The organism is Auraticoccus monumenti, from assembly GCF_900101785.1.
In the GTDB taxonomy this organism is placed as follows: Bacteria; Actinomycetota; Actinomycetes; order Propionibacteriales; family Propionibacteriaceae; genus Auraticoccus; species Auraticoccus monumenti.
The window spans coordinates 4,349,023-4,375,724 of the sequence record NZ_LT629688.1 but is presented as its reverse complement, the minus strand read 5'-3'; the positions used below and the strand labels follow the sequence as shown (position 1 = coordinate 4,375,724).

General features: G+C 73.2%; 24 protein-coding genes. 12 read left to right on the top strand and 12 right to left on the bottom strand.

The genetic code is table 11. From position 1 onward, the window contains the following. Positions 1-105: 105 nt before the first annotated feature. The gene (ettA, locus tag BLT52_RS20230; RefSeq protein ID WP_090596015.1) at positions 106-1,788 is read left to right on the top strand and encodes an energy-dependent translational throttle protein EttA; all 1,683 of its coding nucleotides are present in this window, start codon (positions 106-108) and stop codon (positions 1,786-1,788) included. A gap of 2 nt (positions 1,789-1,790) precedes the next feature. Beyond that, positions 1,791-2,171, top strand: a complete 381-nt coding sequence (locus BLT52_RS20225; protein ID WP_090596014.1) for a tautomerase family protein — start codon at positions 1,791-1,793, stop codon at positions 2,169-2,171. A gap of 1 nt (position 2,172) precedes the next feature. On the opposite strand, the gene arfB is transcribed toward BLT52_RS20225, so the two are convergent. After that, positions 2,173-2,595, bottom strand: coding sequence for an alternative ribosome rescue aminoacyl-tRNA hydrolase ArfB (gene arfB / locus BLT52_RS20220; RefSeq protein ID WP_090596012.1), 423 nt, complete (start codon positions 2,593-2,595; stop codon positions 2,173-2,175). A gap of 371 nt (positions 2,596-2,966) precedes the next feature. Between arfB and BLT52_RS20215 the strand changes: the two genes are divergently transcribed. Next, complete coding sequence (locus tag BLT52_RS20215; protein ID WP_090596011.1) at positions 2,967-4,139, top strand: amidohydrolase; 1,173 nt, start codon at positions 2,967-2,969, stop codon at positions 4,137-4,139. 26 nt (positions 4,140-4,165) lie between these two features. Continuing rightward, positions 4,166-4,960 carry a DUF4253 domain-containing protein gene (locus tag BLT52_RS20210; RefSeq protein WP_090596009.1) on the top strand — a complete coding sequence of 265 codons (795 nt, stop codon included), beginning with the start codon at positions 4,166-4,168 and terminating at the stop codon, positions 4,958-4,960. 39 nt (positions 4,961-4,999) lie between these two features. On the opposite strand, the gene BLT52_RS20205 is transcribed toward BLT52_RS20210, so the two are convergent. Further along, entirely contained in the window at positions 5,000-7,849 is a 2,850-nt protein-coding gene (locus BLT52_RS20205) for an FAD-binding and (Fe-S)-binding domain-containing protein (protein WP_090596008.1), read from the bottom strand. Between the two features lie 5 nt (positions 7,850-7,854). Beyond that, positions 7,855-8,325 carry a MarR family winged helix-turn-helix transcriptional regulator gene (locus tag BLT52_RS20200; RefSeq protein WP_090596006.1) on the bottom strand — a complete coding sequence of 157 codons (471 nt, stop codon included), beginning with the start codon at positions 8,323-8,325 and terminating at the stop codon, positions 7,855-7,857. Positions 8,326-8,434: 109 nt separating this feature from the next. On the opposite strand from BLT52_RS20200, the gene BLT52_RS20195 reads away from it, so the two are divergent. The 5 genes from BLT52_RS20195 to BLT52_RS20175 all read left to right on the top strand — a co-directional run bounded on the left by BLT52_RS20195 (position 8,435) and on the right by BLT52_RS20175 (position 13,940). Then, complete coding sequence (locus BLT52_RS20195) at positions 8,435-8,974, top strand: YceI family protein (protein ID WP_090596005.1); 540 nt, start codon at positions 8,435-8,437, stop codon at positions 8,972-8,974. 439 nt (positions 8,975-9,413) lie between these two features. Continuing rightward, positions 9,414-10,634 carry an acetyl-CoA C-acetyltransferase gene (locus BLT52_RS20190; RefSeq protein ID WP_090596003.1) on the top strand — a complete coding sequence of 407 codons (1,221 nt, stop codon included), beginning with the start codon at positions 9,414-9,416 and terminating at the stop codon, positions 10,632-10,634. Positions 10,635-10,763: 129 nt separating this feature from the next. Beyond that, positions 10,764-12,575: an AMP-dependent synthetase/ligase gene (locus BLT52_RS20185; protein WP_090596002.1), complete on the top strand. Its 1,812-nt coding sequence runs from the start codon at positions 10,764-10,766 to the stop codon at positions 12,573-12,575. Positions 12,576-12,585: 10 nt separating this feature from the next. Continuing rightward, the gene (locus BLT52_RS20180; RefSeq protein ID WP_090596000.1) at positions 12,586-13,449 is read left to right on the top strand and encodes an acyl-CoA thioesterase; all 864 of its coding nucleotides are present in this window, start codon (positions 12,586-12,588) and stop codon (positions 13,447-13,449) included. Continuing rightward, a complete protein-coding gene (locus BLT52_RS20175; RefSeq protein ID WP_197679125.1) occupies positions 13,446-13,940 on the top strand; it encodes a tetratricopeptide repeat protein in 495 nt (164 codons plus the stop codon). Before BLT52_RS20180 ends, BLT52_RS20175 begins: the two co-directional genes overlap by 4 nt. A gap of 87 nt (positions 13,941-14,027) precedes the next feature. Here the strand turns inward: BLT52_RS20175 and BLT52_RS20170 are convergent, their stop codons facing one another. The 3 genes from BLT52_RS20170 to BLT52_RS20160 all read right to left on the bottom strand — a co-directional run bounded on the left by BLT52_RS20170 (position 14,028) and on the right by BLT52_RS20160 (position 17,535). Further along, positions 14,028-15,770 (bottom strand): glycoside hydrolase family 13 protein, encoded by a 1,743-nt coding sequence (locus BLT52_RS20170; RefSeq protein WP_407922612.1) that lies wholly within the window; start codon positions 15,768-15,770, stop codon positions 14,028-14,030. 19 nt (positions 15,771-15,789) lie between these two features. Further along, positions 15,790-16,218 carry a globin gene (locus BLT52_RS20165; RefSeq protein ID WP_090595999.1) on the bottom strand — a complete coding sequence of 143 codons (429 nt, stop codon included), beginning with the start codon at positions 16,216-16,218 and terminating at the stop codon, positions 15,790-15,792. 105 nt (positions 16,219-16,323) lie between these two features. Beyond that, the gene (locus BLT52_RS20160) at positions 16,324-17,535 is read right to left on the bottom strand and encodes a Gfo/Idh/MocA family protein (protein WP_090595998.1); all 1,212 of its coding nucleotides are present in this window, start codon (positions 17,533-17,535) and stop codon (positions 16,324-16,326) included. Between the two features lie 119 nt (positions 17,536-17,654). Between BLT52_RS20160 and BLT52_RS20155 the strand changes: the two genes are divergently transcribed. Beyond that, positions 17,655-18,080 (top strand): OsmC family peroxiredoxin, encoded by a 426-nt coding sequence (locus tag BLT52_RS20155; protein WP_090595996.1) that lies wholly within the window; start codon positions 17,655-17,657, stop codon positions 18,078-18,080. Between the two features lie 57 nt (positions 18,081-18,137). Here BLT52_RS20155 and BLT52_RS20150 read toward each other — a convergent pair whose 3' ends face one another. From BLT52_RS20150 to pyrR, 3 genes are read right to left on the bottom strand one after another with little or no spacing between them, the layout of a single operon-like run. Beyond that, on the bottom strand, positions 18,138-19,415 hold the full coding sequence (locus tag BLT52_RS20150) for a dihydroorotase (RefSeq protein WP_090595995.1): 1,278 nt from the start codon (positions 19,413-19,415) through the stop codon (positions 18,138-18,140). Further along, a complete protein-coding gene (locus tag BLT52_RS20145) occupies positions 19,412-20,443 on the bottom strand; it encodes an aspartate carbamoyltransferase catalytic subunit (RefSeq protein WP_090595993.1) in 1,032 nt (343 codons plus the stop codon). Before BLT52_RS20145 ends, BLT52_RS20150 begins: the two co-directional genes overlap by 4 nt. Next, on the bottom strand, positions 20,440-20,997 hold the full coding sequence (pyrR, locus tag BLT52_RS20140) for a bifunctional pyr operon transcriptional regulator/uracil phosphoribosyltransferase PyrR (protein ID WP_269457576.1): 558 nt from the start codon (positions 20,995-20,997) through the stop codon (positions 20,440-20,442). The genes BLT52_RS20145 and pyrR overlap by 4 nt, the downstream gene beginning before the upstream one ends. Before the next feature lie 66 nt (positions 20,998-21,063). Here pyrR and BLT52_RS20135 point away from each other — a divergent pair, with 66 nt between their 5' ends. Further along, complete coding sequence (locus BLT52_RS20135) at positions 21,064-21,330, top strand: hypothetical protein (RefSeq protein WP_157677268.1); 267 nt, start codon at positions 21,064-21,066, stop codon at positions 21,328-21,330. 15 nt (positions 21,331-21,345) lie between these two features. Here BLT52_RS20135 and BLT52_RS20130 read toward each other — a convergent pair whose 3' ends face one another. Further along, positions 21,346-22,020 (bottom strand): winged helix-turn-helix transcriptional regulator, encoded by a 675-nt coding sequence (locus tag BLT52_RS20130; RefSeq protein ID WP_090595990.1) that lies wholly within the window; start codon positions 22,018-22,020, stop codon positions 21,346-21,348. Between the two features lie 238 nt (positions 22,021-22,258). Here BLT52_RS20130 and BLT52_RS20125 point away from each other — a divergent pair, with 238 nt between their 5' ends. Further along, entirely contained in the window at positions 22,259-23,083 is an 825-nt protein-coding gene (locus BLT52_RS20125) for a class I SAM-dependent methyltransferase (RefSeq protein ID WP_090595989.1), read from the top strand. A 111-nt stretch (positions 23,084-23,194) separates the two neighbouring features. Here the strand turns inward: BLT52_RS20125 and BLT52_RS20120 are convergent, their stop codons facing one another. Together BLT52_RS20120 and pepN are read right to left on the bottom strand one after the other, a co-directional pair. After that, a complete protein-coding gene (locus BLT52_RS20120; protein ID WP_090595987.1) occupies positions 23,195-24,019 on the bottom strand; it encodes a Nif3-like dinuclear metal center hexameric protein in 825 nt (274 codons plus the stop codon). Between the two features lie 13 nt (positions 24,020-24,032). Beyond that, positions 24,033-26,624, bottom strand: coding sequence for an aminopeptidase N (pepN, locus tag BLT52_RS20115; RefSeq protein ID WP_090595985.1), 2,592 nt, complete (start codon positions 26,622-26,624; stop codon positions 24,033-24,035). Positions 26,625-26,702: the final 78 nt, after the last annotated feature.

Genomic DNA, 26,702 nt, shown 5'->3' with positions numbered 1-26,702 from the left:
AGTGCGGACGGTGTGCGGTGTCGGTCCCCGCTGGCATACTCGTAGCCGGCCCGCGTGCCCCTGCTGGTGCGCACATCCCACGTCTGCGAAGGTTGAAGCACCTCGATGGCTGAGTTCATCTACACCCTGCACACCGTCCGGAAGAAGCTGGGCGAGAAGGTCGTCCTCGACAACGTGACCCAGTCGTTCCTGCCCGGGGCGAAGATCGGGGTCGTCGGCCCGAACGGTGCCGGCAAGTCCACCCTGCTCAAGGTGATGGCCGGGCTGGTCCAGCCCGACAACGGCGACGGCATGCTCGCCAAGGACGCCACGGTCGGCATCCTGCTGCAGGAGCCGCCGCTCACCGAGGGCAGGACCGTCCTGGAGAACGTCGAGGAGGCGGTGGCCGAGACCAAGGGCCTGCAGCGCCGGATGGACGAGCTCGGGGTCCTGATGGGGGAGCCCGACGCCGACTTCGACGCGCTGATGGCCGAGATGGGCGACGTCCAGACCGAGCTGGACCACCGCAACGCCTGGGACATCGACGCCCAGCTGGAGCAGGCCATGGACGCGCTCCGCTGCCCGCCGCCGGACGCCCTCGTGGACGTCCTCTCCGGTGGTGAGCGACGACGCGTCGCGCTGTGCAAGCTGCTGCTGCAGAAGCCGGACCTGCTGCTCCTCGACGAGCCCACCAACCACCTGGACGCCGAGTCGGTGAACTGGCTCGAGGGCCACCTGAAGAGCTACGCCGGCGCCGTCCTGGCCGTCACCCACGACCGGTACTTCCTGGACAACGTCGCGGAGTGGATCTGCGAGGTCGACCGCGGCCAGATCCACGGCTACCAGGGCAACTACTCCGCCTACCTCGAGACGAAGCGCTCCCGGCTCCAGGTCGAGGGCAAGAAGGACGCCAAGCGCGCCAAGATCCTGGAGAAGGAGCTGGAGTGGGTCCGCTCCAGCCCCAAGGCCCGCCAGGCCAAGAACCGCGCCCGCCTCGCCCGCTACGAGGAGATGGCCAGCGCCGCCGAGCGCGAGCGCAAGATCGACACCTCCGAGATCAACATCCCGCCGGGCCCGCGTCTGGGCACCGACGTGCTGCAGGTGAACGACCTGGTCAAGGGCTTCGGGGACCGGGTGCTGATCGACGGGCTCACCTTCGACCTGCCCCGCTCGGGGATCGTCGGCATCATCGGCCCCAACGGCGTCGGCAAGTCGACGCTGTTCAAGATGGTCGTCGGTGAGGAGCAGCCGGACGCCGGCTCGCTGGAGCTGGGCAAGACCGTCTCCATCTCCTACGTCGACCAGGGCCGTGGCGGCCTGGACCCGAAGAAGAACGTCTGGGAGGTCGTCTCCGACGGCCTGGACTTCCTCAAGGTCGGCAACTTCGAGATGCCGTCGCGGGCCTACGTGGCCTCCTTCGGCTTCAAGGGGCCCGACCAGCAGAAGCCCACCGGCGTCCTCTCCGGAGGTGAGCGGAACCGGCTGAACCTGGCCCTCACCCTGAAGATGGGCGGCAACCTGCTGCTGCTCGACGAGCCGACCAACGACCTGGACGTGGAGACGCTGCAGGGCCTGGAGGACGCGCTGCTGGAGTTCCCCGGCTGCGCCGTGGTGATCTCCCACGACCGGTGGTTCCTGGACCGGGTGGCCACCCACATCATGGCCTGGGAGGGCGATGCGGAGAACCAGGCCAAGTGGTTCTGGTTCGAGGGCAACTTCGCCGACTACGAGGCCAACAAGCTCGAGCGCCTCGGGCCCGAGGCGGCGCGGCCGCACCGGGCCACGCACCGCCGTCTGACCCGCGACTGAGCATGGCGCAGGTCGTCGTCACCGGCACCGCCGGCATCCTGGAGCCCAGGGTGCCGGCGCTGTCGGAAGCCGTCCACGCCGCCGCGCAGGAGGCGTTCGGGCTGCCCCCCGGCAAGCGGTTCCACCGCTTCGTGCCTCTGCCGCGCGAGCTGTTCCTGCACCCGCGCAGCGAGGACTACACGATCATCGAGGTGTCGCTCTTCACCGGGCGCAGCACCGCGGCCAAGAAGGCCTTCATCGCCGGGGTGTACCGGCGCACCACTGCCCTCGGGCTGGCCGCGGAGGACGTCGAGATCACCATCACCGAGACGCCCCGGGAGAACTGGGGCATCCGCGGCGTCCCAGGCGACGAGCTGGAGCTCGGCTACCGCGTCGACGTCTGAGTCAGTCCGGGCGGACCCGCCCGCGCAGCGCCTTGGTCCGCCCGCGCTGCACCTTGGCGTCCACCCGGCGCCGGCGCGAGCCCTTCGACGGCTTGGTCGGCACCCGGCGCGGCGGTGGGGGAGCGCAGGCCTCACGGATCCGCTCGGCCAGCCGCTCCCGCGCCGCCACCCGGTTCCGCAGCTGGCTGCGCTGCTCCGACGCCACGATCCGCACCACCCCGAGCCGGTCGGCCGCACGGGGCGGGAGCACGCTGCTCGCGGTGGCGTCGAAGACCAGCTCCACCCGGGTGTCGGCGGTGTTGACCGACTGCCCGCCCGGCCCGGAGGAGCGGCTGAAGCGCTCCACCAGCTCCTCACCGGGGACGACGAGGCCCTGGGGGATCCCCGGCCCCGGGGGAACGGCCAGGTCCAGCGTGCCGCTCATGGGCGCGCACTCTACCGGGACCGGCCGACCGAGGACCGGGCACGTCTCCGCCGGACCGGTGCGGCGGCGGGGCGCAGTCCCCGGGCGGAGCCACCGCCCTCGGCCCACCACGACGGCGTCGGACGCGTCCGCGGTGCCGGAGCACCGTCCGCCTCCCCACGGCTTCCGCGCTGAGCGTCGCCGCGCTCCCGCGCCGGCGCCACCACCGCCTGCGCCGGCGGTACGGCGTCCGGCCCCAGCCGATCCTGCCCGGATGCCCCGGGACGGACGGCCACCGCACCGGGCGGCCTCCCGCCCGAGCCTTCGCGGGGAGCAGACGGGACGCCACCGCCCGTCCCCGACCCCCGACCGGCCCCGCCTAGGGTGGTGCCATGCCCACCCTCGCGATCACCAACGCCCACGTCGTCCCGGTCACCGGGGAGCCCTTCGACGGCACCGTCGTGGTCACCGACGGCACCATCAGCGCGCTCGGGCCCGACGTCGGGGTGCCCTCGGGTGCGGAGGTGGTCGACGCCGGTGGCCAGTGGCTGCTGCCCGGCTTCGTCGACGCCCACACCCACCTCGGGGTGCACGAGGAGGGTGAGGGCTGGTCCGGCAACGACACCAACGAGATGACCGACCCGGTCACCGCCCACGTCCGCGCGCTCGACGCGATCTACCCCGGCGACGTCGGCTTCACCGACGCCCTGGCCGGCGGCGTCACCACGGTCTGCGTCAACCCGGGGTCGGGCAACGTGATCGGCGGGCTGTGCGTCGCCCTGCACACCTCGGGACGCACCGTCGAGGAGATGGTGCTGCGCTCACCCGCCGGGCTCAAGGCCGCGCTGGGGGAGAACCCGAAGCGGGTCTACGGCGAGCAGAAGAAGACGCCCTCCACCCGGCTCGGCACCGCCGCGGTGATGCGGGAGGCGTTCGTGGCCGCGGAGAACTACCAGGCCAAGCGCGCCAAGGCGGTCGCCGAGGGCGAGCGCTTCGACGCCCGCGACCTCAGGCTGGAGGCGCTGGCCTCGGTGCTGGCCCGTGAGATCCCCTGGCGCCAGCACGCCCACCGCGCCGACGACATCGCCACCGCGGTGCGGATCGCCGACGAGTTCGGCTACGAGCTGGTCCTCGACCACGGCACCGAGGCCCACCTGGTCGCGGACCTCCTGGCCGAGCGCGGGGTCCCGGTGCTGATCGGCCCGCTGCTGACCAGCCGCTCCAAGGTCGAGCTGCGTCAGCGCTCGCTGGCCAACCCCGGTCGGCTGGCCCGGGCCGGGGTGGAGATCTCGATCATCACCGACCACCCGGTGATCCCCATCCACTTCCTGGTCCACCAGGCCACCTTCGCGGTCAAGGAGGGGCTCGACCCGGTCACCGCGCTGCGCTCGATCACCATCCACCCGGCCCGCGTCCTCGGCCTGGAGGACCGGATCGGCTCGCTCGAGGTCGGCAAGCTCGGCGACCTGGTGCTGTGGAGCGGGGACCCGCTGGACGTCATGCAGCGCGCGCTGCGGGTGTTCATCGCCGGTCACGAGGTGCACACCTGGACGTCGGCGGCCTGACCTCCGGTCCTCGTAGGGTCCGCCAGGTGAGGACGCCCGAGCGCACCGACCCGCTCCCGCCCGACGGGCCGGGAACCGTGGCCGGCGTCGCGCTGCCGGAGGGGCGCCGGATCCACCCGCACCCCACCTTCGCCCGCGCCAGGGACAACTACGCCTGGATCACCCGCGAACCGCTCGACCCGCCGGAGCTGGACCGGCTCTGGCGCGCGCTGGCCGCCGCCTTCTCCCGCACCGGGCTGTGGCCGGTGCTGGCCACCGGGCTCGACGACGGCGCGGACCGTCCCTGGTTCGACGGCGAGCTCGGCGAGCGCCAGGACCCGGGCCTGCACGACCCGGCCGCGGTGCTGGCCGGGCACACCGACGACGGCACCCTGGACGAGGAGTCGCAGCCCGACCCGCGGTTCGTCTTCACCGGTCTCGCCCCCGCGGTCCCCGGCCCCTGCGACCCCCCGGTCGAGCTGCCGCTGCACGAGCCGGGGACGCACCTGATGCTCGTCCCGGTGGCCCGGCCCGCCGACGTCCCGGCCCGCCTCGGCTGGATGGGCACGGTCAACACCGGCCTGGGTCCCGGGGAGCTCAGCGCGGTGCTGCGGAGCTGGGAGGACCGGTTCGGCGCGGTGCTGCTGGCCATCGGGTTCGACACCTTGCAGCTGCAGGCCGGGCGCCTCCCCACCGAGCCGGCCGCGCTCGACCAGGTGGTGAGCGAGCACTACGCGCTGTGCGGGGACGTCATCGACCAGGGCCCGGCGGTCGACGCCTACCGCGAGACGCTGCCGACCCTGCGGCCGGAGCGCCACGTGTGGTTCTTCTGGTGGGACTGACCCTCCGGGGCCGCCACGCAGCCGGTGCCGGGACGTGCCTCAGCGGGCGTCGTCGGCCCCTCGCAGCAGCAGCTCGGGCAACGTGACCGCCCGGCGGTCGGCGAGCTCGGCCAGCTGGGTCCGGCAGGAGAACCCGTCGGCCAGCACGAGGGCGTCGTCCCCGGCGGCGCGGACCGCGGGCAGCAGGTCGTGCTCGGCCACCTTCACCGACACCTCGTAGTGGCCCTGCTCGACCCCGAAGTTGCCCGCCAGGCCGCAGCAGCCGCCCACCGTCGTCACCTCCGCACCGGTGGAGGCCAGCAGCGCGGCGTCGGCCTTCCAGCCGAGCACGGAGGCGTGGTGGCAGTGCGGCTGGGCCACCACGGTCGTCCCGGACAGGTCCGGCGGGGTCCAGCCCGGGGTCCGGGCCAGCAGCTCGGCCAGGGTCAGCACCCCGGTGGCCACGTCGGCCACCCGCGGGTCGTCGGGGAGCAGCTCGGGGGCGTCGCTGCGCCAGACCGCCAGGCAGGACGGCTCCATCCCCACCACCGGCGTACCGGCGCTGACTACCGGGTGCAGCACGTCCAGGGCGCTGCGGAGCTGGCGGCGGGCGCCGTCCAGCTGGCCGGTGCTGATCCAGGTCAGCCCGCAGCAGGCGTCGCGAGGCAGGAACTGCGGGTCGTAGCCGGCCCGGCGCAGCAGCTGCACCATCGGGTCCGCCCCCGGCCCGTCGAAGAAGTCCGAGAACGAGTCCACCCAGAGCACCACCGGACCGTTCGGTGCCTCCGGCGTACCGGTGGCCGCCCGTCCGGCGCGGGTGGCGGAGGTGGTGGCGAAGCGGGGGAGCTGACGTCGCTGGTCGACGCCGGCGCCCCAGCGCAGCAGCGAGCGCAGCCCGGGGGTGGCCATCACGGCGTTGGTCACGGCGGCCAGCCCGGGCACCCGGGTGATCAGCCGGCCCCAGCGCGGCAGCCAGCCCAGCGCGTAGTGGCTGCGCGGCCGGATCCCGCCCTTGTAGGTCTCGTCCAGCACCCGGGACTTGTAGGCGGCCATGTCGACGCCGGTGGGGCAGTCGCGGCGGCAGCCCTTGCAGGACAGGCAGAGGTCGAGGGCCTCGTGCACCTCGGGGGACCGGAAGCCCTTCTTCACCGTGGTGCCGTTGACCATCTCCTGCAGCACCCGGGCCCGGCCGCGGGTGGAGTCCTTCTCCTGGCGGGTGGCCTGGTAGGAGGGGCACATCACCCCGCCGGCCCCGGTGGTGTCGGCGATGCACTTGCCCACGCCGCTGCACCGGTGGACCTCGTCGGCCAGGTGCAGCTCGCGCCCGCGCATCGGGGCCAGCCGGACCTGCTCGGCGCGGAGGTCGGCGTCGACCGGGCGGGGGTCGACCAGCACGCCGGGGTTGAGCAGCCCGGCGGGGTCGAAGACCTGCTTGACCGCGCCGAAGAGGGCGATCGCCTCGGGGGAGTACATGCTGGGCAGCAGCGCCGAGCGGGCCCGGCCGTCGCCGTGCTCACCCGACATCGAGCCGCCGAAGGAGGCCACCAGGGTCGCGGCCTCGGTGACGAACTCGCGGTAGCCCGCGGCACCGCCCTCCTCGGTGAGGGGGAAGTCGATCCGGACGTGCACGCACCCGTCGCCGAAGTGGCCGTAGGGCAGTCCGCGCAGCCCGTGGCGGGTGAGCAGGTCGTCGAAGGCCCGGAGGTACTCGCCCAGGTGCTCCGGCGGGACGGCCGCGTCCTCCCAGCCGGGGTAGGCGGGACGCCCGAGGCTGACGCCGGCCAGCCCGGCGCCGTCCTCGCGGATCTTCCACAGCGCGTTGGCCCGGGCCTGGTCGGCCACCACCAGCCCGTCCAGGCAGTGGCTGGCCTCCAGCAGCAGGGCCGCGCGGGTGGCCAGCCGCGCGGGGTCGGTGTCGGCCAGCTCGACCAGCATCCACCCCTCGCCCTCGGGCATGGCCGGGACGGAGGAGTCGCCCAGCCGGCGGCGGACCACGTCGACGATCCGGGAGTCCAGGCCCTCGCAGGCGGTCGGCGCGTGGGCCAGCACGGTGGGGGCGTCGTCGGCGGCGTCGGCCATCGAGGCGTAGCCCAGCGCCACCATGATCCGGTGCGGCGGGTCGGCCACCAGACGCACGGTGGCCCTGGTGATGGTGACCAGGGTTCCCTCCGTGCCGGCCAGGAAGCGGGCGACGTCGAAGCCGTTCTCCGGCAGCAGGTGCTCCAGGCTGTAGCCCGAGACCTGGCGCCCGAAGCGGCCGAACTGGGTGCGGATGGTGCCGAGGGAGGAGGCCACCAGCTCGCGCAGGGCGGTCAGGGTGGGGGAGTCCTCCACCGGGGTGGCGTCGGGTCCGCCGAGCACCAGCCGCTCACCGTTGCCCGCCACCACCTCCAGACCGAGCACGTTGTCGGCGGTCTTGCCGTAGCCCAGGGCGCGCGGGCCGCAGGCGTTGTTGCCGATCATGCCGCCGAGGGTGCAGCGGTTGTGGGTGGAGGGGTCGGGGCCGAAGCGGAGCCCGTGCGGGGCGGCCACCTTCTGCAGCTCGGACTGGATCACGCCGGGCTCCACCACCGCGGCGCGCTGCTCGGGGTCCACCGAGATGACCCGGTTCAGGTGCCGGGAGACGTCGACGACCAGGCCCGGTCCTACGGCGTTGCCGGCGCAGGACGTCCCGCCGCCGCGCAGGGTCACCGCCACGCCGCGCTCGCGGGCGGCGTCCAGCACCGCCTCGAGCTCGTTGGTGCTGCGGGGGACGGCCACGCCGCGGGGCACCACCCGGTACAGGGAGGCGTCGCTGGAGTAGAGCGAGCGGGCCAGCGTGGAGGTGTCGATGACGTCGCGGACGCCGTCCTTGTCGAGTCGCCACGCGAGCCCACCGAGCTCACGGTCGACCAGGGCCCGGTTCGTCATGGCACTCAGTGTGCCGACTCCCGGTCGGAATCGAGAACTCGTTCAAAAGCGCGACCCAGGGCCTGGAAGTCCTCCGGGGCCACCGCCTCGACGAAGACCTCGCGGACCGACTCGACGTGGCTGGGGGCCGCGCTGCGCAGCAGGTCGAAGCCGGCGGGCGTCAGCTCGGCCCAGACCCCGCGCCGGTCGCTGGGGCAGGACACCCGGGCCACCAGCCCCCGCCGCTCCATCCGGGTGACGGTGTGGGTCAGCCGGGACCGGGACTGGTGCACGGCCTCGGCCAGCTCCGACATGCGCAGCCGCCGTCCCTCGTTCTCCTCCAGGCAGACCAGGATCTCGTACTCGGCCAGGTCGAGCCCGTGCCGGCGCAGGTCGGCGTCGAGGTACTCGTTGATGCGGGCCGTGCCGAGCAGGTAGGCGCGCCAGACCCGTTGCTGGTCGGCGGTGAGCCACCGGGCCTGGACGCGATCGGGCATGCGCCCACCCTACCGCGAGAAGTTGACAGTTCAACTTCCTGCGCTACCATCGGTTTCGTTGAATCTTCAACCAATGGTCGGCCACGACCAACCCACCCGAGGAGCCCCGATGTCCACCCAGACCCTGACCACCGCCACCTGGCAGCTCGACCCCGCCCACTCCGAGGTCGCCTTCACCGTCCGCCACCTGATGAGCAAGGTGCGGGGCACCTTCGACGAGTACACCGGCACCATCACCACCCCCTCGGAGGACCCGACCGCCGCCTCGGTCACCGCCGAGATCAAGCTGGCCTCGGTCAACACCCGCAACGCCCAGCGCGACGGCCACCTCCGCTCCGCCGACCTCTTCGACGCCACCAACGACGCCACCATGACCTTCGTCTCCACCGGCATCACCGGCAGCGGCACCGACTACGAGATCGCCGGCGACCTGACCATCAACGGCGTGACCAAGCCCGTCGTCCTGGACGCCGAGCTGCTCGGTGTCGACGTCGACGCCTACGGCGCCACCCGCCTCGGCGTGGAGGCCCGCACCTCCATCTCCCGCAAGGAGTTCGGCTTTGACTTCAACGTCCCGCTCGAGGGCGACAAGCTCCTGATCGGCGACAAGGTCGACATCACCCTCACCATCGAAGCCGTTCAGGCCTGATCTTCGCTCTGGGTCTCTGGTTCCCAGGTTGAGTCCGCGAGGGGGGTCGGGGGCTCGTCCGCACAGGCTGCCCCTTGAGGCCCAGCCTTGGTCCCCACCGGCCGGGGCTGGGTCTCAGGCGTCTTCAGCCTGTGCGCACGAGCCCCCGACCCCCCTCGCTCCTGCCTGGGTGCGGTGGGTGACCCGCTCGATCGGTGGGGCGAGCCCACGCGGGTCCCGCTGTGCTGGAGGTGGGTGCCGCGCGGTTGCGGGTGGGTGAGCGCGCGCGGGTGGTGCGCTAGGACGTCCTGCGCCGGTTCCGCTACCTGGGTGTGACCGGCTACCTGGCTCCCCGTGCGACGTCTGGCCGGGAGTACCCGGTCGGACGTCGTACTGGGTCGGGTGTTCGCGGGGTGGCTGGGGTGAGGGCGGGGCGGGGTGGCGGCGTTACGTTGGGGGCATGCCCGAAGCCGTCGTCGTCGCTGCCACCCGGACCCCGATCGGGAGGGCCTTCAAGGGGTCGCTGACCAGCGTCCGGCCCGACGACCTGGCGGCCGGCGTGATCGCGGACGTCCTCGCGCAGGTGCCTGAGCTCGACCCCACCACGCTGGACGACCTGTACCTCGGGTGCGCGGACCCCCGCGACGAGCACGGGGGCAACATGGCCCGACGGGTCGCGGTGCTGCTCGGGCTGGACGGGGTGCCGGCGAGCACGGTCAACCGGTTCTGCGCCTCCAGCGTGCAGACCGCCCGGATGGCCTTCCACGCGATCAAGGCGGGGGAGGGGCACGCCTTCGTGTCCGCCGGGGTGGAGTGCGTCTCCCGCTACCGCGGCTTCGACGGCGCCGGCCTGGACCCGGCCGAGAGCCACCACCCCGCCTTCGCCGGGGCCCAGCGCCGCAGCGCCGCCACCGCTGCGGCGAACAGCCCCTGGACCGACCCGCGGCTGGACGGGGAGCTCCCCGACGTCTACGTCGCCATGGGGCAGACCGCTGAGAACGTCGCCACCGCCTGGGGCGTCAGCCGCGAGGACCAGGACGCGTGGGGCGTCACCTCGCAGAACCGGGCCGAGGCCGCGGTCGCCGGCGGGTTCTTCGCCCGCGAGATCTCCCCGGTCACCCTGGCCGACGGCACCGTGGTCAGCACCGACGACGGCCCCCGCGCCGGCGTGACGCGGGAGAAGGTGGCCCGGCTGTTCCCGGTGTTCCGCGAGGACGGGACGGTCACCGCGGCCAGCTGCTGCCCGCTCAACGACGGCGCCGCCGCGACGGTGATCATGAGCGACACCCGTGCCCGCGAGCTCGGGCTGACCCCGCTGGCCAGGATCGTGTCGACCGGCGTCAGCGCCCTCAGCCCCGAGGTGATGGGGATGGGGCCGGTCGAGGCCACCCGCCAGGCCCTCGGCCGCGCCGGGATGACCATGGCCGACGTCGACCTGGTGGAGATCAACGAGGCCTTCGCCTCCCAGGTGCTGGCCTCGGCCCGGGAGCTCGGGATCGACCCCGAGCGGCTCAACGTCCACGGCGGGGCCATCGCCCTCGGCCACCCGTTCGGGGCCACCGGGGCCCGGATCATGACCACCCTGATCAGCTCCATGGCCGAGCGGCAGGCCGAGATCGGGCTGGAGACCCTCTGCGTCGGCGGCGGGCAGGGGATGGCCGTGGTGCTGCAGCGGCTCTGAGTCGCGGGTCGCGGGCCCCGCGCGGGCGCCCACCCGGCTAGGATCGACGCACACCGCGACGGGGCCGTGGGTCGCGTCGGGTGTGCGCTGGTCGCCTGGCCAGCACGGTCCCGAGGACAGGAACAGACGATGAGCACTGCGCCAGCCGGCTACGACGTCAGCGACCGCGCGCCCTCGGTCGGCGCCATGTTCGTCTCCCAGGTGGCCAAGGGCAGCCAGCGGGAGGCCTTCCGCCACCGCAACGCGCAGCTCGGCTGGGAGTCGATGACCTGGGGTCAGACCAAGGACGTCGTCTTCGAGCTCGCCGCTGGTCTGCTCTCCCTCGGCCTGCAGCCCGAGGAGCGGGTGGCGATCGCCAGCCAGACCCGGATCGAGTGGATCCTGGCCGACCTCGCCGTGATGTGCGCCGGTGGCGCCACGACCACCATCTACCCCACCAGCACCGCCCCGGTGATCGACTACATCATCGCCGACTCCGACTCCAAGGTGCTGGTCGTCGAGGACGCCGAGCAGCTGGCCAAGGTCGTCGGCCACACCGGCTCCTCGGTCACCATCGTGCTGATCGAGGGCAGCAGCGACGACGAGCGGGTGATCACCTGGGAGCAGCTGCGTGAGCGCGGCCGCGCGCACCTGGCGGAGAACCCGGACTCGGTGGAAGAGGCCATCGCGGCCACCAACCCTGACTCGCTGGCCACGCTGATCTACACCTCCGGCACCACCGGCCAGCCGAAGGGCGTCCGGCTCACCCACGACTGCTGGTCCTACGTCGGCCACGCCGTGGTGGGGATCGACCTGGTGCGGCCCGACGACCTGCAGTTCCTGTGGCTGCCGCTGTCCCACGTCTTCGGCAAGACGCTGATCGCCATCCAGCTCGAGATCGGGTTCGCCTCCGCCGTCGACGGCGTGATCGAGCGGATCGTCGAGGGCCTCGGCGAGGTCAAGCCGACCTTCATGGCCGGTGCCCCGCGGATCTTCGAGAAGGTGCGGGCGCGCGTCCGGCTGGGTGCCGCGCACGGGGTCAAGGCCAAGATCGCCGACTGGGCCTTCGCCGTCGGTGAGCGCTCGATCGAGCCGCGGCTGCGCGGTGAGCCGCTGAAGGGCCCGCTCAAGGTCCAGTACGCCATCGCCGACCGGCTGGTCTTCAGCAAGCTGAAGAACCGCCTCGGCGGGCGGATCAAGTTCATGGTGTCGGGCTCCAACAAGCTCAACGCCCAGGTGCAGCGCTGGTTCTACGCCGCCGGCCTGGTGGTGATCGAGGGCTACGGGCTGACCGAGACCAGCGCCGTGGTCGCGGTCAACGACCCCCGCACCCCGCGGCTGGGCACCGTCGGGCAGGCCCTGCCCGGCACCACCTTCCGCATCGCCGAGGACGGCGAGGTGCTGGTCTCCGGCCCCGGCGTGGCCAAGGGCTACCACGGGCTGGAGGACCAGAGCGCGGAGTCCTTCGTCGACGGCTGGCTGCACACCGGCGACATCGGCGAGCTCGACGCCGACGGCTACCTGAAGATCACCGACCGCAAGAAGGACCTGATCAAGACCTCCGGCGGCAAGTACGTGGCCCCGCAGAAGGTCGAGGGCGCCCTGGTCGCGGCCTGCCCCTACGCCAGCCAGGTCGTGGTCAGCGGTGAGGGGCGCAAGTACGTCACCGCCCTGATCGCCCTCGACCCGGACTCGATCAAGGCCTGGGCGACCAGCAACGGCGAGCAGACCGACGACTACGCGGCGCTGGTCACCTCCTCGAAGGTGCACGACCTGCTGCAGACCCACGTCGACGCCGCCAACGCCCAGCTCGAGCGGCACGAGACGGTCAAGCGCTTCGCGGTGCTGCCGGCCGAGCTGAGCGTGGACGAGGGCGAGGTCACCCCGAGCATGAAGATCCGCCGCCGGGCCATCGCCGACAAGTACGACGACCTGGTGGCCAGCCTCTACGACGAGGACTGATCCCCGCCCGATGACGCACCTGTTCCGCTGCCCCCTGCGCTGGGGCGACATGGACGCGCAGGCCCACCTGAACAACGGCGTCTACGTCGACTACCTGCAGGAGGCGCGGGTCGACTTCCTGACCCGCTCCGAGGTCGGGGGGATGCTCGGCGGCGCCGGCCCGGCCGGTCCCGGCCGCGGGGTGCTGGTGGTGGCCCACCAGGTGGAGTACCTGCGCCCGCTGGTGTGGACGCCGGAGCCGCTCGAGGTTCGCCTCGACGTGCACGAGGTCGGCGGCGCCCGGTTCACCCTGGGCTACGTCGTCGGTGACCCGGAGGCGCCGGCGGTGCGGGCCCGGACCGTGCTCACCCCCTACGACCTGGCCGAGGGCCGGGTGGTGCGGCTGACGCCGGAGCAGCGCGCCTTCCTGGCCGACCGCGCCGTGCCCGCCGAGCCGCTGCGCGACGTCCCGCGGGTCCGCTTCGGCGACCAGGACGGGATGGGCGTCCCGCTGCGGGTGCGCTGGTCGGACCTGGACTCCTACGGGCACGCCAACAACGTCCGCTTCTACGACTACGTCCAGGAGGGCCGGCTGCGGCTGCTCTCCCAGCTGGGTGAGCAGGCCGGGGTGGCTGAGCGGACCTGGCTGGTGGTGCGTCAGGACGTGGACTACCGCGCCCAGCTGGGCTACCGCACCGAGTCCTACGAGGTCCGCACCGCGGTGGCCGAGCTCGGACGCTCCTCGATGACCCTGGCCGCCCGGGTGCAGGACCCCCTGGACGGCACGGTGTTCGCCGAGTCCCGCACGGTCAGCGTCTGCGCCGACGCCGCCGGGCGCCCGGTGCCGGTGCCGGACAGCCTGCGGGCCGCGCTCGAGCCCTGGCGGCGGAGGTGAGCCCGACGGACGGGGAGCCCCTGGTGGACGACTGGCAGCAGCGGGTCGACGCGCTGTGGCAGGAGGCCGACCTCGACGACGCCGAGGCCAGCACCGCGGCGATGCGGTCCCTGGTCGCCGAGCTGGACGAGGACGACGCCCGAGGGCCGTTCGAGCTCGGCGGCATGTACGACTCGGTGGGCCGGGAGCAGGAGGCGGCCGAGCAGTACGAGCGGGCGCTGTCCCTGGGGCTGGACCAGGAGCGGACAGCCCGGCTGACCATCCAGCACGCCTCGACGCTGCGCAACCTGGGCCAGGTCGAGGAGGCGGTGGCGCTGCTGGAGGCGATGACGCCGCACCCGTCGGTGGGCTCGGCCCGTGAGGCGTTCCTGGCCCTGGCGCTGCACGCCTCCGGACGTCCGGACCAGGCGCTGCGGGTCGCCCTGGAGGGGCTCGTCCCGCACCTGCCCCGCTACCAGCGCTCCGTCACGGCCTACGCCGCCGAGCTCTAGCCCGCCCCGTGCCGCGCCCGCGCGCTCAGCGTGTGCACGTCGGCGGCGACGACGCAGCAGAAGTGCACACGCCGAGGTGGCAGTGGGTCAGACCTGCAGCCAGACCGCGGTGTCGGTGTCCAGGACGCCGCTGGTGACGTCGCCGGAGGCCACCAGCACCTGGGCGCCGGCCGGCAGCTCGACCGGGGCCTCGCCGAAGTTGACCAGGCACTCGAACCCCTGGCCGCGGGAGAAGTGGAGCACCTCGGGGCCGCTGTCCACCCAGCGCAGGGTGCCGTCGCCGAGGGCCGGGTGCTGGCCGCGGACGCCGAGGGCCGCCCGGTACAGCTCGAGGTGGCTGCCGGGGACGCCGTCCTGGGCCTGGGCGGTCAGCGGGCCCCAGTGGCTGGGCTGGGGGAGCCACGGGGTGGCGGTGCCGAAGCCGTAGGGCGGGCGGTCCCCGGACCAGGGGATCGGCACGCGGCATCCGTCACGGCCGCGGACGGTGTGCTCCGAGCGCAACCAGACCGGGTCCTGCAGCGCCTCCTCGGGCAGGTCCTCGACCTCCTCCAGAGCGAGCTCGTCGCCCTGGTAGACGTAGGCACCGCCGGGCAGCGCCAGCTCCAGCAGCGCCGCCGCGCGGGCCCGGCGGCGACCCAGCTCGAGGTCGATCGGCGTCCCGACGAGGTCGTTCCAGGACAGCATCAGGTCGTCGGGGTGGACGCCCTCGGGGGTGAATCGCATGCCGCTGCGCGGGCGGCCGTAGCGGGTGACCACGCGGGGCACGTCGTGGTTGGCCAGCACCCAGGTGGGCGGTGCACCGACCTCGGCGTGGGCGGCGATGGTCAGGTCGATCACGTTGCGCTGCGACGCCGCGCCCCACTCGCAGAGCAGGGCGTCGAAGTTGAAGGTGGTCTGCAGGTGGCCGGGGCGGACGTACTGGACCAGCCGGCTGGCCGGGGTCAGGTAGGCCTCGGAGACGAACGTCTTGGTGCCCATCCCCTTGGCCTGGTACTCGTCGGCGATGGAGCGCCAGTGGGCGTGGATCTCACCGATGTCGTGGCGGTCGAAGATGGGCGAGCCGACGTACTTCTCCCGGGTGGCCAGACCGGTGGCCGGGTCGACGGGCATGTCGGGGAACGTGGGGTCGACCTTCATCGAGTCGGCCACGTCGATCCGGAAGCCGTCGATGCCGCGGTCGAACCAGAAGCGGATGACGGACTCGAAGAAGGCGAAGACCTTCGGGTTGTCCCAGTTCCAGTCCGGCTGCTCGGGCGCGAAGAGGTGCAGGTACCACTGGCCGGGGGTGCCGTCGGGCTCGGTGACGCGCTCCCAGGCGCTGCCGCCGAAGACCGCGAGCCAGTTGGTGGGGGGCTCCGAGCCGTCCTCACCGCGCCCGTCGCGGAAGACGAAGAGGTCGCGCTCGGGGCTGCCGGGGCCGGCGGCCAGCGCGGCCTGGAACATCGGGTGGGCGTCGGAGCAGTGGTTCGGGACCAGGTCGATCAGCACCCGGATCCCCAGCGCGTGGGCCCGGGCGACGAACTCGTCGGCCTGGTCCAGGGTGCCGAAGTCCGGGGAGATGTCGGTGTAGTCGGCCACGTCGTAGCCGCCGTCGGCCAGCGGGGAGGGGTACCAGGGGGAGACCCAGACCGCGTCCACGCCGAGCTGGTGCAGGTAGGGCAGCTTCTCGATCATGCCCGCGACGTCACCGGTGCCGTCGGAGTCGGCGTCGGCGAAGGAGCGCGGGTAGATCTGGTAGACCACCGCGCTGCGCCACCAGGTCGGGTCGTCGGTGGTGGCCGGGGCGGGGAACGGCTGGCCGGTGGTCGTGGTGGGCTCGTCGACAGTCACGGGAACCCAGTCTCGACCGTCAGTCTGAATCGGTCAAGAAGAGGTTCTGGCGGTGAGCCGGGGGCTCCTCGTCGGGCCGGTTGATCATGAAGGTCGCCGCGCGGGTGAGGTAGTCCCACAGCGGCTCCTCCAGCTCCGGGGACAGCTGCAGGGAGTCCACCGCGACGCGCATGTGCGCCACCCAGTGGTCGCGCATCCGCGGCGTGACGTCGAAGGGCGCGTGGCGCATCCGCAGCCGCGGGTGACCGCGCTGCTCGTGGTAGGTGGTCGGGCCGCCCCAGTACTGCTCGAGGAACATCCGCAGCCGCACCTCGGCCTCAGCCAGGTCGGCGTCGGGGTACATCGGCCGCATCTCGGGGTCCTCGGCCACCTGCTCGTAGAACACCCGGGCCAGCTGCACGAAGGTCTCGTGGCCGCCGACCGCGTCGTAGTAGCTCGTCTCAGTCATCGCCCCCCATTCTGCCTCCCGGGCACCACCCCACCCACCACGGCCGGTACGACGCGGCTCCCGACGCGCTCTCCGGCCTGCACGGACCCGGGCGTCGGCAGGGGGCTACAGGCGGAAGGCCGACCAGTCGATCTCGGGGCCGTCGCCGTGGTCGGGGACGTCCACCCGCTCACCACCCCGGCGGGCGGACTCCATCGCCGCGATGCCGGGCAGGTTGAACCGGGCGGCCAGCCAGGCGTTCACCGGCGGCTGGGTGCGCCGGGTGACCGCGCGGACGAAGTCGTCGGCCAGGAAGTGGTGGGAGCCCTCGTGGCCGTTCTTGGCGCCCTCGAACTCGGCCGGGAGACCGGCGCGGTCCTGCACGGGGGCGGTGCCGGACATGAAGCTGTGCAGCAGGGCCGGGTCGATGCCCTCCCGCTCCGCAGCCGGCACGTGCTCGGTGCCGGTGCGGAACAGCGGGCTGATGTCGACCAGCTCCTGGCGGTCGCTCCAGGTCGCGGCCGCGGAGTGCTGCTCGAGGACGCCGTCGGTGCCGTAGAAGCGGAACCGGGACTCGTGCACGTGCGAGGGGTGCCCGACCCGGCGGAACTCGTTGATGCGCATCACGCCGCCGTCGGCCAGCTGGAAGTGCGCGGACATGTTCGACCAGTCGTTGCCGAACAGCGACACCTCGCGGTCGAAGACCCCGTCGCCGCGGTCGTCGGGGATCCCGATGCAGCTGACGCCGGTGGCGTGGGTCGGCCAGGCGCCCAGCACCCCGCCGACGGCGTGGGTCGGGTACTGCATCGGCGGGTAGCTGGCGGTGGGCTTCCAGTCCTCGCCGCCGCTGAACTGGTAGGCGGCGTAGAAGCCGTTGTCCATGTCGTGCACGTAGTCGCCCTCGGCGTAGAACAGCCGGCCGAAGGCGCCGTCGGCCAGCTGGCGGCGGGCGTGCACCACGGCCGGGTTGTAGTAGGAGGTCTCACCGAGCATGTACACCAGCCCGGTCCGCTCCACCTCCGCGACGACCGCGGCCACCTCGTCGGCGGTGTAGGCCATCGGCACCGCGGAGTAGACGTGCTTGCCGGCGGCCAGCGCCTGCAGCACCAGCGGCGCGTGCAGCCAGCGCTGGGTGAACACCGCGACCGCGTCCACGTCGGAGTCGACCACCGCGTCGGCGTCGGGCAGCGTGCCCGCCAGGCCGTAGCGGGAGGCCATCGCCTCGGCCCGCTCCGGGATCAGGTCGGTGATCTGCACGGATGTGACGTCAGGGTGCAGCTGCCACAGCGAGGCGAAGCTCCCGGCGAACTGTCCTGCTCCGACGATCCCGATCTTCATGACGTCCTCGTCCTCTCGTGGTCCCGCTGCTGGCCGACGACCACGCTAGTGGGTGTCACCGCCGGGTGCTTGGATGACTGCGGTCGGTCGAGACGCGACCGAGCACCGATGGGAGAACCATGGCAACCACCCGCACCGCGCACACCACCTGGCAGGGCTCGCTGTTCGAGGGCTCGGGCCGTGTCGAGCTGCAGTCCTCCGGCGTCGGCACCTTCGACGTCAGCTGGCCCTCGCGCGCCGAGGAGGCGAACGGCAGGACCAGCCCCGAGGAGCTGATCGCGGCCGCGCACTCCTCCTGCTTCTCGATGGCGCTGTCCAACGGGCTGGCCAAGGCCGGCAACGCCCCCACCACGCTGGAGACCAGCGCCGAGGTCACCTTCGTGCCCGGCACCGGCATCACCCAGATCGTGCTCCGCGTGGTGGGCACCGTCGAGGGGCTGAGCGAGGAGCAGTTCGTGGCCGCCGCCGAGGAGGCCAAGGCCGGCTGCCCGGTGTCCCAGGCGCTGTCGGCCGTGCCGATCTCGCTCGAGGCCTCGCTGGCCTGAGCTGTCGGGTCGTCGTGACCCGTCCACCCGCCCGGGACGAGCTCGGGCGGGGACGGGTCAGCGGCGGTAGGTGCAGCGGCCCTGCCAGAAGGTCGCCTCGACCGGGTCGGGCAGGGTCAGCCCGGAGTAGGGGTTGTTGCGCGACAGCGACAGCGTGTCCGCCGCGTCCACCGTGCTGCGGCGGGTGGGGTCGACCAGCACCACGTTGGCGGGCTCGCCCACGGCCAGCGGACGTCCCTGGTCGGCGAGCCCGGCGATCCGGGCCGGGGTGCTGGACATCCGGGCGACCAGGTCGCCCCAGCCCAGCAGACCCGTCTGCACCATCGCCTCGACCACGACCCCCAGGGCCGACTCCAGCCCGACCATGCCGAAGGCGGCGTCGGCGAAGGCGTGCTCCTTGTCGTGGCGGGCGTGCGGGGCGTGGTCGGTGCCCACCGCGTCGATGGTGCCGTCGGCCAGCGCCTGGCGCAGCGCCTGGACGTGCTCGTCCGGGCGCAGCGGCGGGTTCACCTTGTACGTCGGGTCGTAGCCCAGCACGGCGTCGGTGGTCAGCAGCAGGTGGTGCGGCGTCACCTCCGCGGTGACCGCGACGCCCTGGGCCTTGGCCCAGCGCAGCACCTCGACGCTCTCCGCGGTGGAGACGTGGCAGACGTGCAGCCGGGAGCGGGTCAGCCGGGCCAGCTGGACGTCCCGGGCCACGATCGTGGACTCCGCCACCGCGGGCCAGCCGCCGAGGCCCAGGCGTCCGGACACCTCACCCTCGTGGCAGCAGGCGTCCGGACCGGCCAGCCGCGGGTCCTGGGCGTGCTGGGCGATGACGCCGTCGAAGGCGCGGACGTACTCCAGCGCGCGACGCATCAGCCGGGAGTCGTGCACGCAGTGCCCGTCGTCGGAGAAGACGCGCACCTCCGCCGCCGACCGGTGCATCAGCCCGAGCTCGGCCAGCTGCTCACCGGCCAGCCCCTTGGTGACCGCGCCGACGGGCACGACCTGCGCCGAGCCGTCGCGCCGTCCCAGGGCGGCCACGTGCTCGGCCGCCTCGGCGGTGTCGGTGACCGGGTTCGTGTTGGCCATGGCCAGCACCGCGGTGTAGCCGCCGCGGGCTGCGGCCAGGGTGCCGCTGCGGACGGTCTCGGCGTCCTCGCGGCCGGGCTCGCGCAGGTGCGTGTGCAGGTCGACCAGACCGGGCAGGGCCATCAGCCCGTCCGCGTCGAGGGTGGTGACGTCGGCGGGCGCCCCGGCCGGGTCGGCCAGCCGGCCACCCTCCAGCAGCAGGTCGCGGACCTCTCCGTCGGCCAGCCGGGCGCCGGTGATGAGGAGCGTCGGGTGGCTCACGGGGCGTCTCCTGGGTACGAGGGACCGGTCGCAGCGGCGGCCGGCTCGGGGGTCGCGGTCCGCGCCGGGGCAGGTGCCGCGGAGCGGGAGCCGTCCTCGTCGCTGCCGCCGAGCAGGTGGTAGAGCACGCTCATCCGCACCGCGACGCCGGCGGCCACCTGGTCCAGCACCAGCGAGGACGCGCTGTCGGCGGCGTCGGCGGAGATCTCCAGACCGCGGTTCATCGGGCCGGGGTGGCAGATGCCGGCGCCGGGCTGCATCCGGGCCAGCCGGTCGCGGGTCAGGCCGTAGCCGACGGTGTACTCCCGCGGGGTGGGGAAGTAGCCGCCCGACATCCGCTCCCGCTGCACCCGCAGCATCATCAGCACGTCGGCCGCACCCACCACCTCGTCGAGGTCGGTGCTCACCTCCGCCGGCCAGCTGTCCACGCCGGAGGGCAGCAGGGTCGGCGGGGCCACCAGCACCACCCGCGCGCCCAGGGTCTGCAGCAGCAGCACGTTGCTGCGGGCCACCCGGGAGTGGGTCAGGTCCCCGACCACGGCCACCGTCTTGTCGGCCCAGTCGAAGTCGGGGTCCTGGCCGAGGAAGTGGCGGCGCATCGAGAACGCGTCGAGCAGGGCCTGGGTCGGGTGCTCGTGGGTGCCGTCGCCGGCGTTCACGACGTGGGCGTCCACCCACTGCGAGGCCTGCAGCGGTGCGCCGGAGGCCATGTGGCGGATCACCATGGCGTCCACCCCCATCGCGGCCACGGTGAGCACGGTGTCGCGCAGGGACTCGCCCTTGGAGACCGAGGAGCCCTTGGCGGAGATGTTGATGACGTCGGCCGAGAGCCACTTGCCGGCCAGCTCGAAGGAGGAGCGGGTCCGGGTGGAGTCCTCGAAGAACAGGTTGACGATGGTCCGTCCGCGCAGCGCCGGGAGCTTCTTCACCGGCCGGCTCTGCACCAGCGACATCTCCTCGGCCAGGTCGAGGATGCTGGCGACGTCGGCGACGCTGAGGTCGGCGGCGGAGAGCAGGTGGCGGTTCACCGCTCGCCCCTGGTGATGGTGACCTCGTCGGTGCCGTCGGTCTCCTGCAGGCGCACGTGCACCCTCTCGTGGCTGGCGGTGGGGAGGTTCTTGCCGACGTGGTCGGCCCGGATCGGCACCTGCCGGTGACCGCGGTCCACCAGCACCGCCAGCCGGGTGGCGCTGGGTCGGCCGAGGTCGGACAGCGCGTCCAGGGCGGCCACCACGGTGCGTCCGGAGTAGAGGACGTCGTCGACCAGCACGACCACGGCCCCGTCCACCTCGCCCGGCAGGACGGTGCGCCCGACCGGTCGGGTGGGCTGGCTGCGCAGGTCGTCGCGGTACATGGTGACGTCGAGCTGGCCGGTGGGCACGGGGTGGCCCTCGACCTCGGCCATCAGGGCGGCCAGCCGGTGCGCCAGCGGGACGCCGCGGGTGGGGATGCCCAGCACCATCAGCTCGCGGGCGCCGTGGTTGGCCTCCAGCACCTGGTGGGCCATCCGGGTCAGCGCGCGGCTCATCTCGGCGGCGTCGAGCACCACGCGGCTCGAGACCGGGTCGGGGGTTCGCGGCACTGGGCTCCTCGGGACGTGCGACGACAGGCGTGCACTACGGTGGGGGTCGTGAGCGGACTGACCAGCATGTTAGTACCCCTGAGGACGCTGCCGGGGTGGCCGACGGTCGACGACCCGTCGCTGCTGACGGCTCTCCTCCTCTACCTCGGCCTGCCCGGGGCGACCATCCTGCTGATCTGGTTCGCCGGCGTCGTGTCACGGCTGGCCCGTCGTGGACGCGGTGAGACCGGTCCGGAGATCGAGCACCCGCTGAGCATCTGGGGCCTGGAGACCGAGGAGCAGTACCGCGAGCTCGTCACCGGGGAGACGTCCCGCCCCGCCATCGAGCGCTGACCCACCCTCCTCGGCTCAGGCCGGGCGGTCGACGGCGGCGATCGGCATCTGGCCCAGCAGGGTCGGGAGCTCACGGGTCACGGAGGCCGTTCCCTCGATGGTGACCAGGTCGGCCGTCAGCGCCTGGGACCAGGATCGGTCCCCACGCCAGACCTCGGTGAGGGTGCGCAGGCTGGTGCGGACGGTCGCGGCCACCCCGAAGCCCGGGTCGACGTCGCAGACGTCGACCTCGTCGCCGGTGACGCAGAGCCACCACCGGGCCGCGCGCGGCGTGACGTCGTCGAACTCGAAGGCGACCACGGTGCGGCCGCGCGGCCAGGCCGACACCGGGATCGTGCGACGCACGTCCCACAGCAGCAGGTGCGGGTCGAGATCCTGCTCGCCGAGCTGGCCGATCCACCGCACGCCCCAGGCCCCGAGTCCCTCCACGATGCCGCGGAGCTCCTCGCCGCAGGGCGTCAGGGTGTAGCAGCTGCGGCCGGTGTCGGTGCTGCGACGCACCAGGCCGGCGCGCTCCAGGGTCCGCAGGCGCTTGGAGAGCAGCGCCGGCGACATCCGGGGGTTGCCGCGGCGCAGGTCGTTGAAGTGCGTGCTGCCGGCGAGCAGCTCGCGCACCACGAGCATCGTCCAGCGCTCGTCCAGCAGCTCCATCGCCTTGGCGACGGGACAGAACTGTCCGTAGGACGACATGGGCGCGCCTCCTCCCGGTCAAGGAGCCCTCTGCGCCCAGTAGACACCTGTGGTGCCCCTCCGGCTAGAGGTGCGGGGTCGCCTCCGGGTGCGGGCACCGCCGGACCGCGAGGAGGCGTACCGGGAGCAGGTGGGGACGTCCGGTACAGATCCTGAACCGCCGACGGTTCACATCTGGCACTGGTACGCCGACCCCACCGGGACGACCCTGGGAGGACCAGCTACCAGGGAGACCTCCATGACCGAGCACGCAGTCACCACCCCCGACCTCAAGGCCAGGCACCGTGCGATGTGGGCACTGGGCGACTACCCGTCGGTCGCCACCGACCTCATCGCGGCGCTCGGTCCGACCCTGGTCGGTGCCTGCGGGCTCCGGGCCGGCGACCGGGTCCTGGACGTCGCGGCCGGCTCCGGTAACGCCTCGATCCCCGCCGCGCGTGCGGGTGCCGCGGTCGTCGCCTCCGACCTGACCCCGGAGCTGCTGGAGTCCGGCCGGGCCCGGGCCGAGGCCCTCGGTCTGTCGTTGGACTGGCGTGAGGCCGACGCCGAGGCGTTGCCCTTCGGCGAGGACGTCTTCGACGCGGTGATCTCCTGCGTCGGTGTCATGTTCGCCCCGCACCACCAGACGAGCGCCGACGAGCTCGTCCGCGTGGTCCGCCCGGGCGGCACGATCGGGCTGCTCAGCTGGACGCCGGAGGGGTTCATCGGCCAGATGTTCTCGACGATGAAGCCCTACGCCCCGCCACCGCCGGCAGGTGCTCAGCCCCCACCCCTGTGGGGGCGCGAGGACCACGTGCGGGCGCTGCTCGGGGACCGCGTCGCCGAGGTCGAGGCCCGACGCGAGCCGCTGACCGTCGACCGCTTCGGCACGGCGGAGGAGTTCCGGGACTTCTTCAAGGCCCGCTACGGGCCGACCATCGCCGTCTACCGGGCGATCGCCGATGACCCGGCGCGGGTCCGGGCGCTGGACGACGAGCTGGCCGAGCTGGCTCGCCGCCACGACCTCGGCGACGGGCGGATGGAGTGGGAGTACCTCCTCCTGACCGCCCGGAAGCGGGGGTGAGCACGGGGCGCGCGAGATCTGCCCGACGGGGGACGGGCCACGGTGCGGGCCTGGTGCCGACCCACCCGTGACGTCAGAGGTGCTCCGGCGTGACGCGCGCTCCGGCTCGGGTCAGCGTGCGCCGGAGCGGAGCGTCCAGGGGTCGGTGCGGACGTCGGAGAGGAGGACCTCCGGGCCGTCGGGTCCGAGCCCGTCGGCGAGGACGCGGGCCAGCACCGGCAGCCAGGTGGCCTCGGCTGCGGCGTGGGCCACGTCGAGCAGGACCGGCGCCCCCTCGTGCTGCAGGAACTCGCTCACCGGGTGGTGGCGCAGGTCCGAGGTGAGGTAGGCGTCGGCCCCGCTGGCCCGGGCGGCGTCCAGGTAGCCGTCCCCGGCGCCACCGACCAGGGCCACGGTGCTGATCCGCCGCGCGGGGTCGCCGGCCAGCCGGACCCCGGTGGCGGTCGCGGGGACCCGGGCGGCCACGTGCTCGACCAGCTCGGCGGCGGTCATCGGCTCGGGCAGCCGGCCCACCCGCCCGGTGCCCGTGACCGGGTCGTCGCCGTGCGGCACCAGCGGGCGGCACCCCACCAGACCGAGGGCGTCGGCCAGCGCCTGGGAGACCCCGTCCACGGCGACGTCGGCGTTGGTGTGGGCGGTCAGCACGGCCACCCGGTCCCGGGCCGCGGCCAGCACCAGCCGGCCCTTCGGCTCCTCGGCCACCACCGACGTCAGCCCGCGGAGCAGCAACGGGTGGTGGGCCACCACCAGCTGGGCCCCTCGCTCGCGGGCCTCGGTCAGCACCTCCGGCACCACGTCGACCGTGAGCAGCACCCGGTCGACCGGGGCCGAGCGCTCGCCGACCGCGAGGCCGACGGCGTCCCAGGGCTCGGCGGTGGCTGGTGGGTAGTGCCGCTCGACGACGTCCACGACGTCGCCGACCGTGACGGTGCCCACCGGCTCAGACCGCCTAGGCCGCCCGCCGGCAGCGCAGCGCGCGCCGGGCGTCGTCCAGCCGCTCGCCGACCACGCGGCGGACGGGATCGCTGAGCTGGCGCTCGCCCATCCAGGCCTCGACCCGCTGCACCAGGTCCTCGTCGGCCACCGTCATCGGGAACAGGTGCTCCAGCACGTTGTTCTGCAGCGGCAGCCCCTTGCTCGCCCACACCCCGCGGGAGGCGGAGATGTCCTCGACCGCCTGCAGGTAGCGGTCGACGTAGGGGGTGGTGAGCTCCTCCTGGCCGACCTGCCAGAACCGGGTGCAGATCTGGTGCTGGGTCTCGTTGGGGACGTCCGGGTCGTCCACGGCCAGGACCCAGGCGGCCTCCTTGGCCTCGACGTCCGGACGTGCCGCGCGGGCCCCGGCGGCCTTCTCCGCACCGGCGATGGTGTTGTCGCGGTGCAGCTCGGCGGTGATCGCGGTCTCCCCGGCGTGACCGAGCCGGCACAGGTGGGTGAGCAGCAGCCAGCGCAGGTCGGTGTCGACCACCAGGCCCTCCGGCACCTCCTCGCCCTCCAGCCAGCCGGCCAGCAGCTCCGCCCCGACCTCGGTGCGCACCGAGCGGGCCAGCGCCTGGGCCAGGGACAGCTGGTGGTCCGAGCCGGGCTCGGCGCCGACCAGCAGGGTGGCCAGCCCGGCGGTGAGGCGCCGGGACAGGCTGTCGCGGGAGGACCGCGGCGCGTACAGGTCGACCGCGGCCTGGGCCTGGCCCAGCGTGCGCTGCACGGCGGCCAGGTCGGACTCGACGCCCACCCCGCGCAGCACCAGCTCGACGTAGTCGTCGGCCACCAGCTCGGCGTCACGGCACATGTCCCAGGCCGCGCCCCAGCAGACCGCCCGGGCCAGCGGGCTCTCCAGGTGGTGGACGTGCTCGACCAGCGTCTGCTGCGAGCGGGGGTCCAGCCGCACCTTGGCGTAGGTGAGGTCGTCGTCGTTGAGCAGGACCAGGTCCGGCTGGAGACGTCCGACCAGCTCCGGCACCTCGGTGAGGGCGCCGACCACGTCCACCTCGAGACGGGTGGTGCGGGTGAGGCGGTCCCCGTCGAGGTCGTAGAGGCCGATCGCCATCCGGTGGCTGCGCAGCGTCGGCCACTGCTCCGGCGCGTCCTGCGCCACGGCGAAGGAGGTGAAACGGCCCTCGTCGTCGGTCTCGAAGCGGGGGGAGAGGGTGTTGACCCCCGACGTCTCCAGCCACTGCGCCGACCAGTCCGACAGGTCGCGGCCCGAGGCCTCGGTCAGCGCCGAGAGCAGGTCGGCCAGCCGGGTGCTGCCGAAGGCGTGCTCGGCGAAGTAGGCGCGGACCCCCGTGAGGAACTGCTCCAGCCCGACGAAGGCCACCAGCTGCCGCAGCGCGGAGGCGCCCTTGGCGTAGGTGATGCCGTCGAAGTTGAGCTCGACCGCCTCGAGGTCGACCATGTCGGCGGCGATCGGGTGGGTGGAGGGGAGCTGGTCCTGGCGGTAGGCCCACGTCTTGCGGCTGTTGCAGAAGGTGGCCCACGGGGTGACCGGGTCGCTGATCTCGGCCTGGGCGAAGTGGCTTGCCCACTCGGCGAAGGACTCGTTCAGCCACAGGTCGTCCCACCAGGTCATGGTGACCAGGTCGCCGAACCACATGTGGGCCAGCTCGTGCAGGATCGTGTTGTCGCGCGAGGTGTGCGCGGCCTGGGTGACGCGGGAGCGGAACAGGTACTCGTCGCGCAGGGTCACGCAGCCCGCGTTCTCCATCGCGCCCATGTTGTACTCCGGCACGAACGCCTGGTCGTAGGTGCCGAAGGGGTACGGCGTCCCGAAGTGCTCCTCGAACACCCCGAACCCGGCGCGGGTGACCGACAGCAGCCGCTCGGTGTCCAGGTGCGGCACCACCGAGCGGCGGCACAGCAGGGACAGCGGGACGTCCCCGTGCGGGCCGGAGTAGGTGTCGACGACGCGGTGGTAGTGACCGGCGACGAGGGCGGTGATGTAGGTGGAGATCCGCAGCGTGGGGGTGAAGTCCCAGCGGGAGAGGGCGTCGTCCAGCCGCTCGGGCTGCGCCGCGGGGGCGTTGGACACCACGGTCCAGTCCGAGGGGGCGATCACCGACAGCTCGAAGGTGGCCTTCAGGTCGGGCTGCTCGAAGCAGGCGTACATCCGCCGGGCCTCCGACACCTCGAACTGGGTGTAGAGGTACACCAGCCCGTCGGCGGGGTCCACGAAGCGGTGCAGCCCGAGCCCGGAGCGGCTGTAGCGGTGCAGCGCCACGACGGTGAGCTCGTGGTCGCCCTCGGTCAGCTCCAGCGGCAGCCGCGAGTCGGCGAACAGGGCGGTGTCGACGGCGCGGCCGTCCAGGGTGGCGGACTCGATCCGCTCGGCGATGGCGTCGATGTGCGTGCTGCCGGCCTGGGAGGTGAAACGCACCGTGGAGGTGGTGGTGAAGACCTGGTCGGGCTCGCTGAGCGCCTCACCCCAGTGGTCCCGTCCCGAGAGGTCCACCAGGACCTGGTAGGAGTCGGTGCTGACGAGGCTCGACCGGTGGGCCGCCTCGTCACGGGTGAGGTTGTCGGGAAACACTGAGTCCGCCTCCATCTGTGGTCCTGCACGCGGCGGAACCGACCGCAGCGTCGTCGAGACGTTACATGAGGACCCTTCGGAACCCCCGGCGTC

Bases quoted from the DNA above. Each gene is read 5' to 3' on its own strand.
- ettA (WP_090596015.1), top strand. From the start codon at position 106: ATGGCTGAGTTCATCTACACCCTGCACACCGTCCGGAAGAAGCTGGGC.
- BLT52_RS20225 (WP_090596014.1), top strand. From the start codon at position 1,791: ATGGCGCAGGTCGTCGTCACCGGCACCGCCGGCATCCTGGAGCCCAGG.
- arfB (WP_090596012.1), bottom strand. From the start codon at position 2,595: ATGAGCGGCACGCTGGACCTGGCCGTTCCCCCGGGGCCGGGGATCCCC.
- BLT52_RS20215 (WP_090596011.1), top strand. From the start codon at position 2,967: ATGCCCACCCTCGCGATCACCAACGCCCACGTCGTCCCGGTCACCGGG.
- BLT52_RS20205 (WP_090596008.1), bottom strand. From the start codon at position 7,849: ATGACGAACCGGGCCCTGGTCGACCGTGAGCTCGGTGGGCTCGCGTGG.
- BLT52_RS20200 (WP_090596006.1), bottom strand. From the start codon at position 8,325: ATGCCCGATCGCGTCCAGGCCCGGTGGCTCACCGCCGACCAGCAACGG.
- BLT52_RS20195 (WP_090596005.1), top strand. From the start codon at position 8,435: ATGTCCACCCAGACCCTGACCACCGCCACCTGGCAGCTCGACCCCGCC.
- BLT52_RS20190 (WP_090596003.1), top strand. From the start codon at position 9,414: ATGCCCGAAGCCGTCGTCGTCGCTGCCACCCGGACCCCGATCGGGAGG.
- BLT52_RS20185 (WP_090596002.1), top strand. From the start codon at position 10,764: ATGAGCACTGCGCCAGCCGGCTACGACGTCAGCGACCGCGCGCCCTCG.
- BLT52_RS20180 (WP_090596000.1), top strand. From the start codon at position 12,586: ATGACGCACCTGTTCCGCTGCCCCCTGCGCTGGGGCGACATGGACGCG.
- BLT52_RS20165 (WP_090595999.1), bottom strand. From the start codon at position 16,218: ATGACTGAGACGAGCTACTACGACGCGGTCGGCGGCCACGAGACCTTC.
- BLT52_RS20160 (WP_090595998.1), bottom strand. From the start codon at position 17,535: ATGAAGATCGGGATCGTCGGAGCAGGACAGTTCGCCGGGAGCTTCGCC.
- BLT52_RS20155 (WP_090595996.1), top strand. From the start codon at position 17,655: ATGGCAACCACCCGCACCGCGCACACCACCTGGCAGGGCTCGCTGTTC.
- BLT52_RS20135 (WP_157677268.1), top strand. From the start codon at position 21,064: ATGTTAGTACCCCTGAGGACGCTGCCGGGGTGGCCGACGGTCGACGAC.
- BLT52_RS20130 (WP_090595990.1), bottom strand. From the start codon at position 22,020: ATGTCGTCCTACGGACAGTTCTGTCCCGTCGCCAAGGCGATGGAGCTG.
- BLT52_RS20125 (WP_090595989.1), top strand. From the start codon at position 22,259: ATGACCGAGCACGCAGTCACCACCCCCGACCTCAAGGCCAGGCACCGT.
- pepN (WP_090595985.1), bottom strand. From the start codon at position 26,624: ATGGAGGCGGACTCAGTGTTTCCCGACAACCTCACCCGTGACGAGGCG.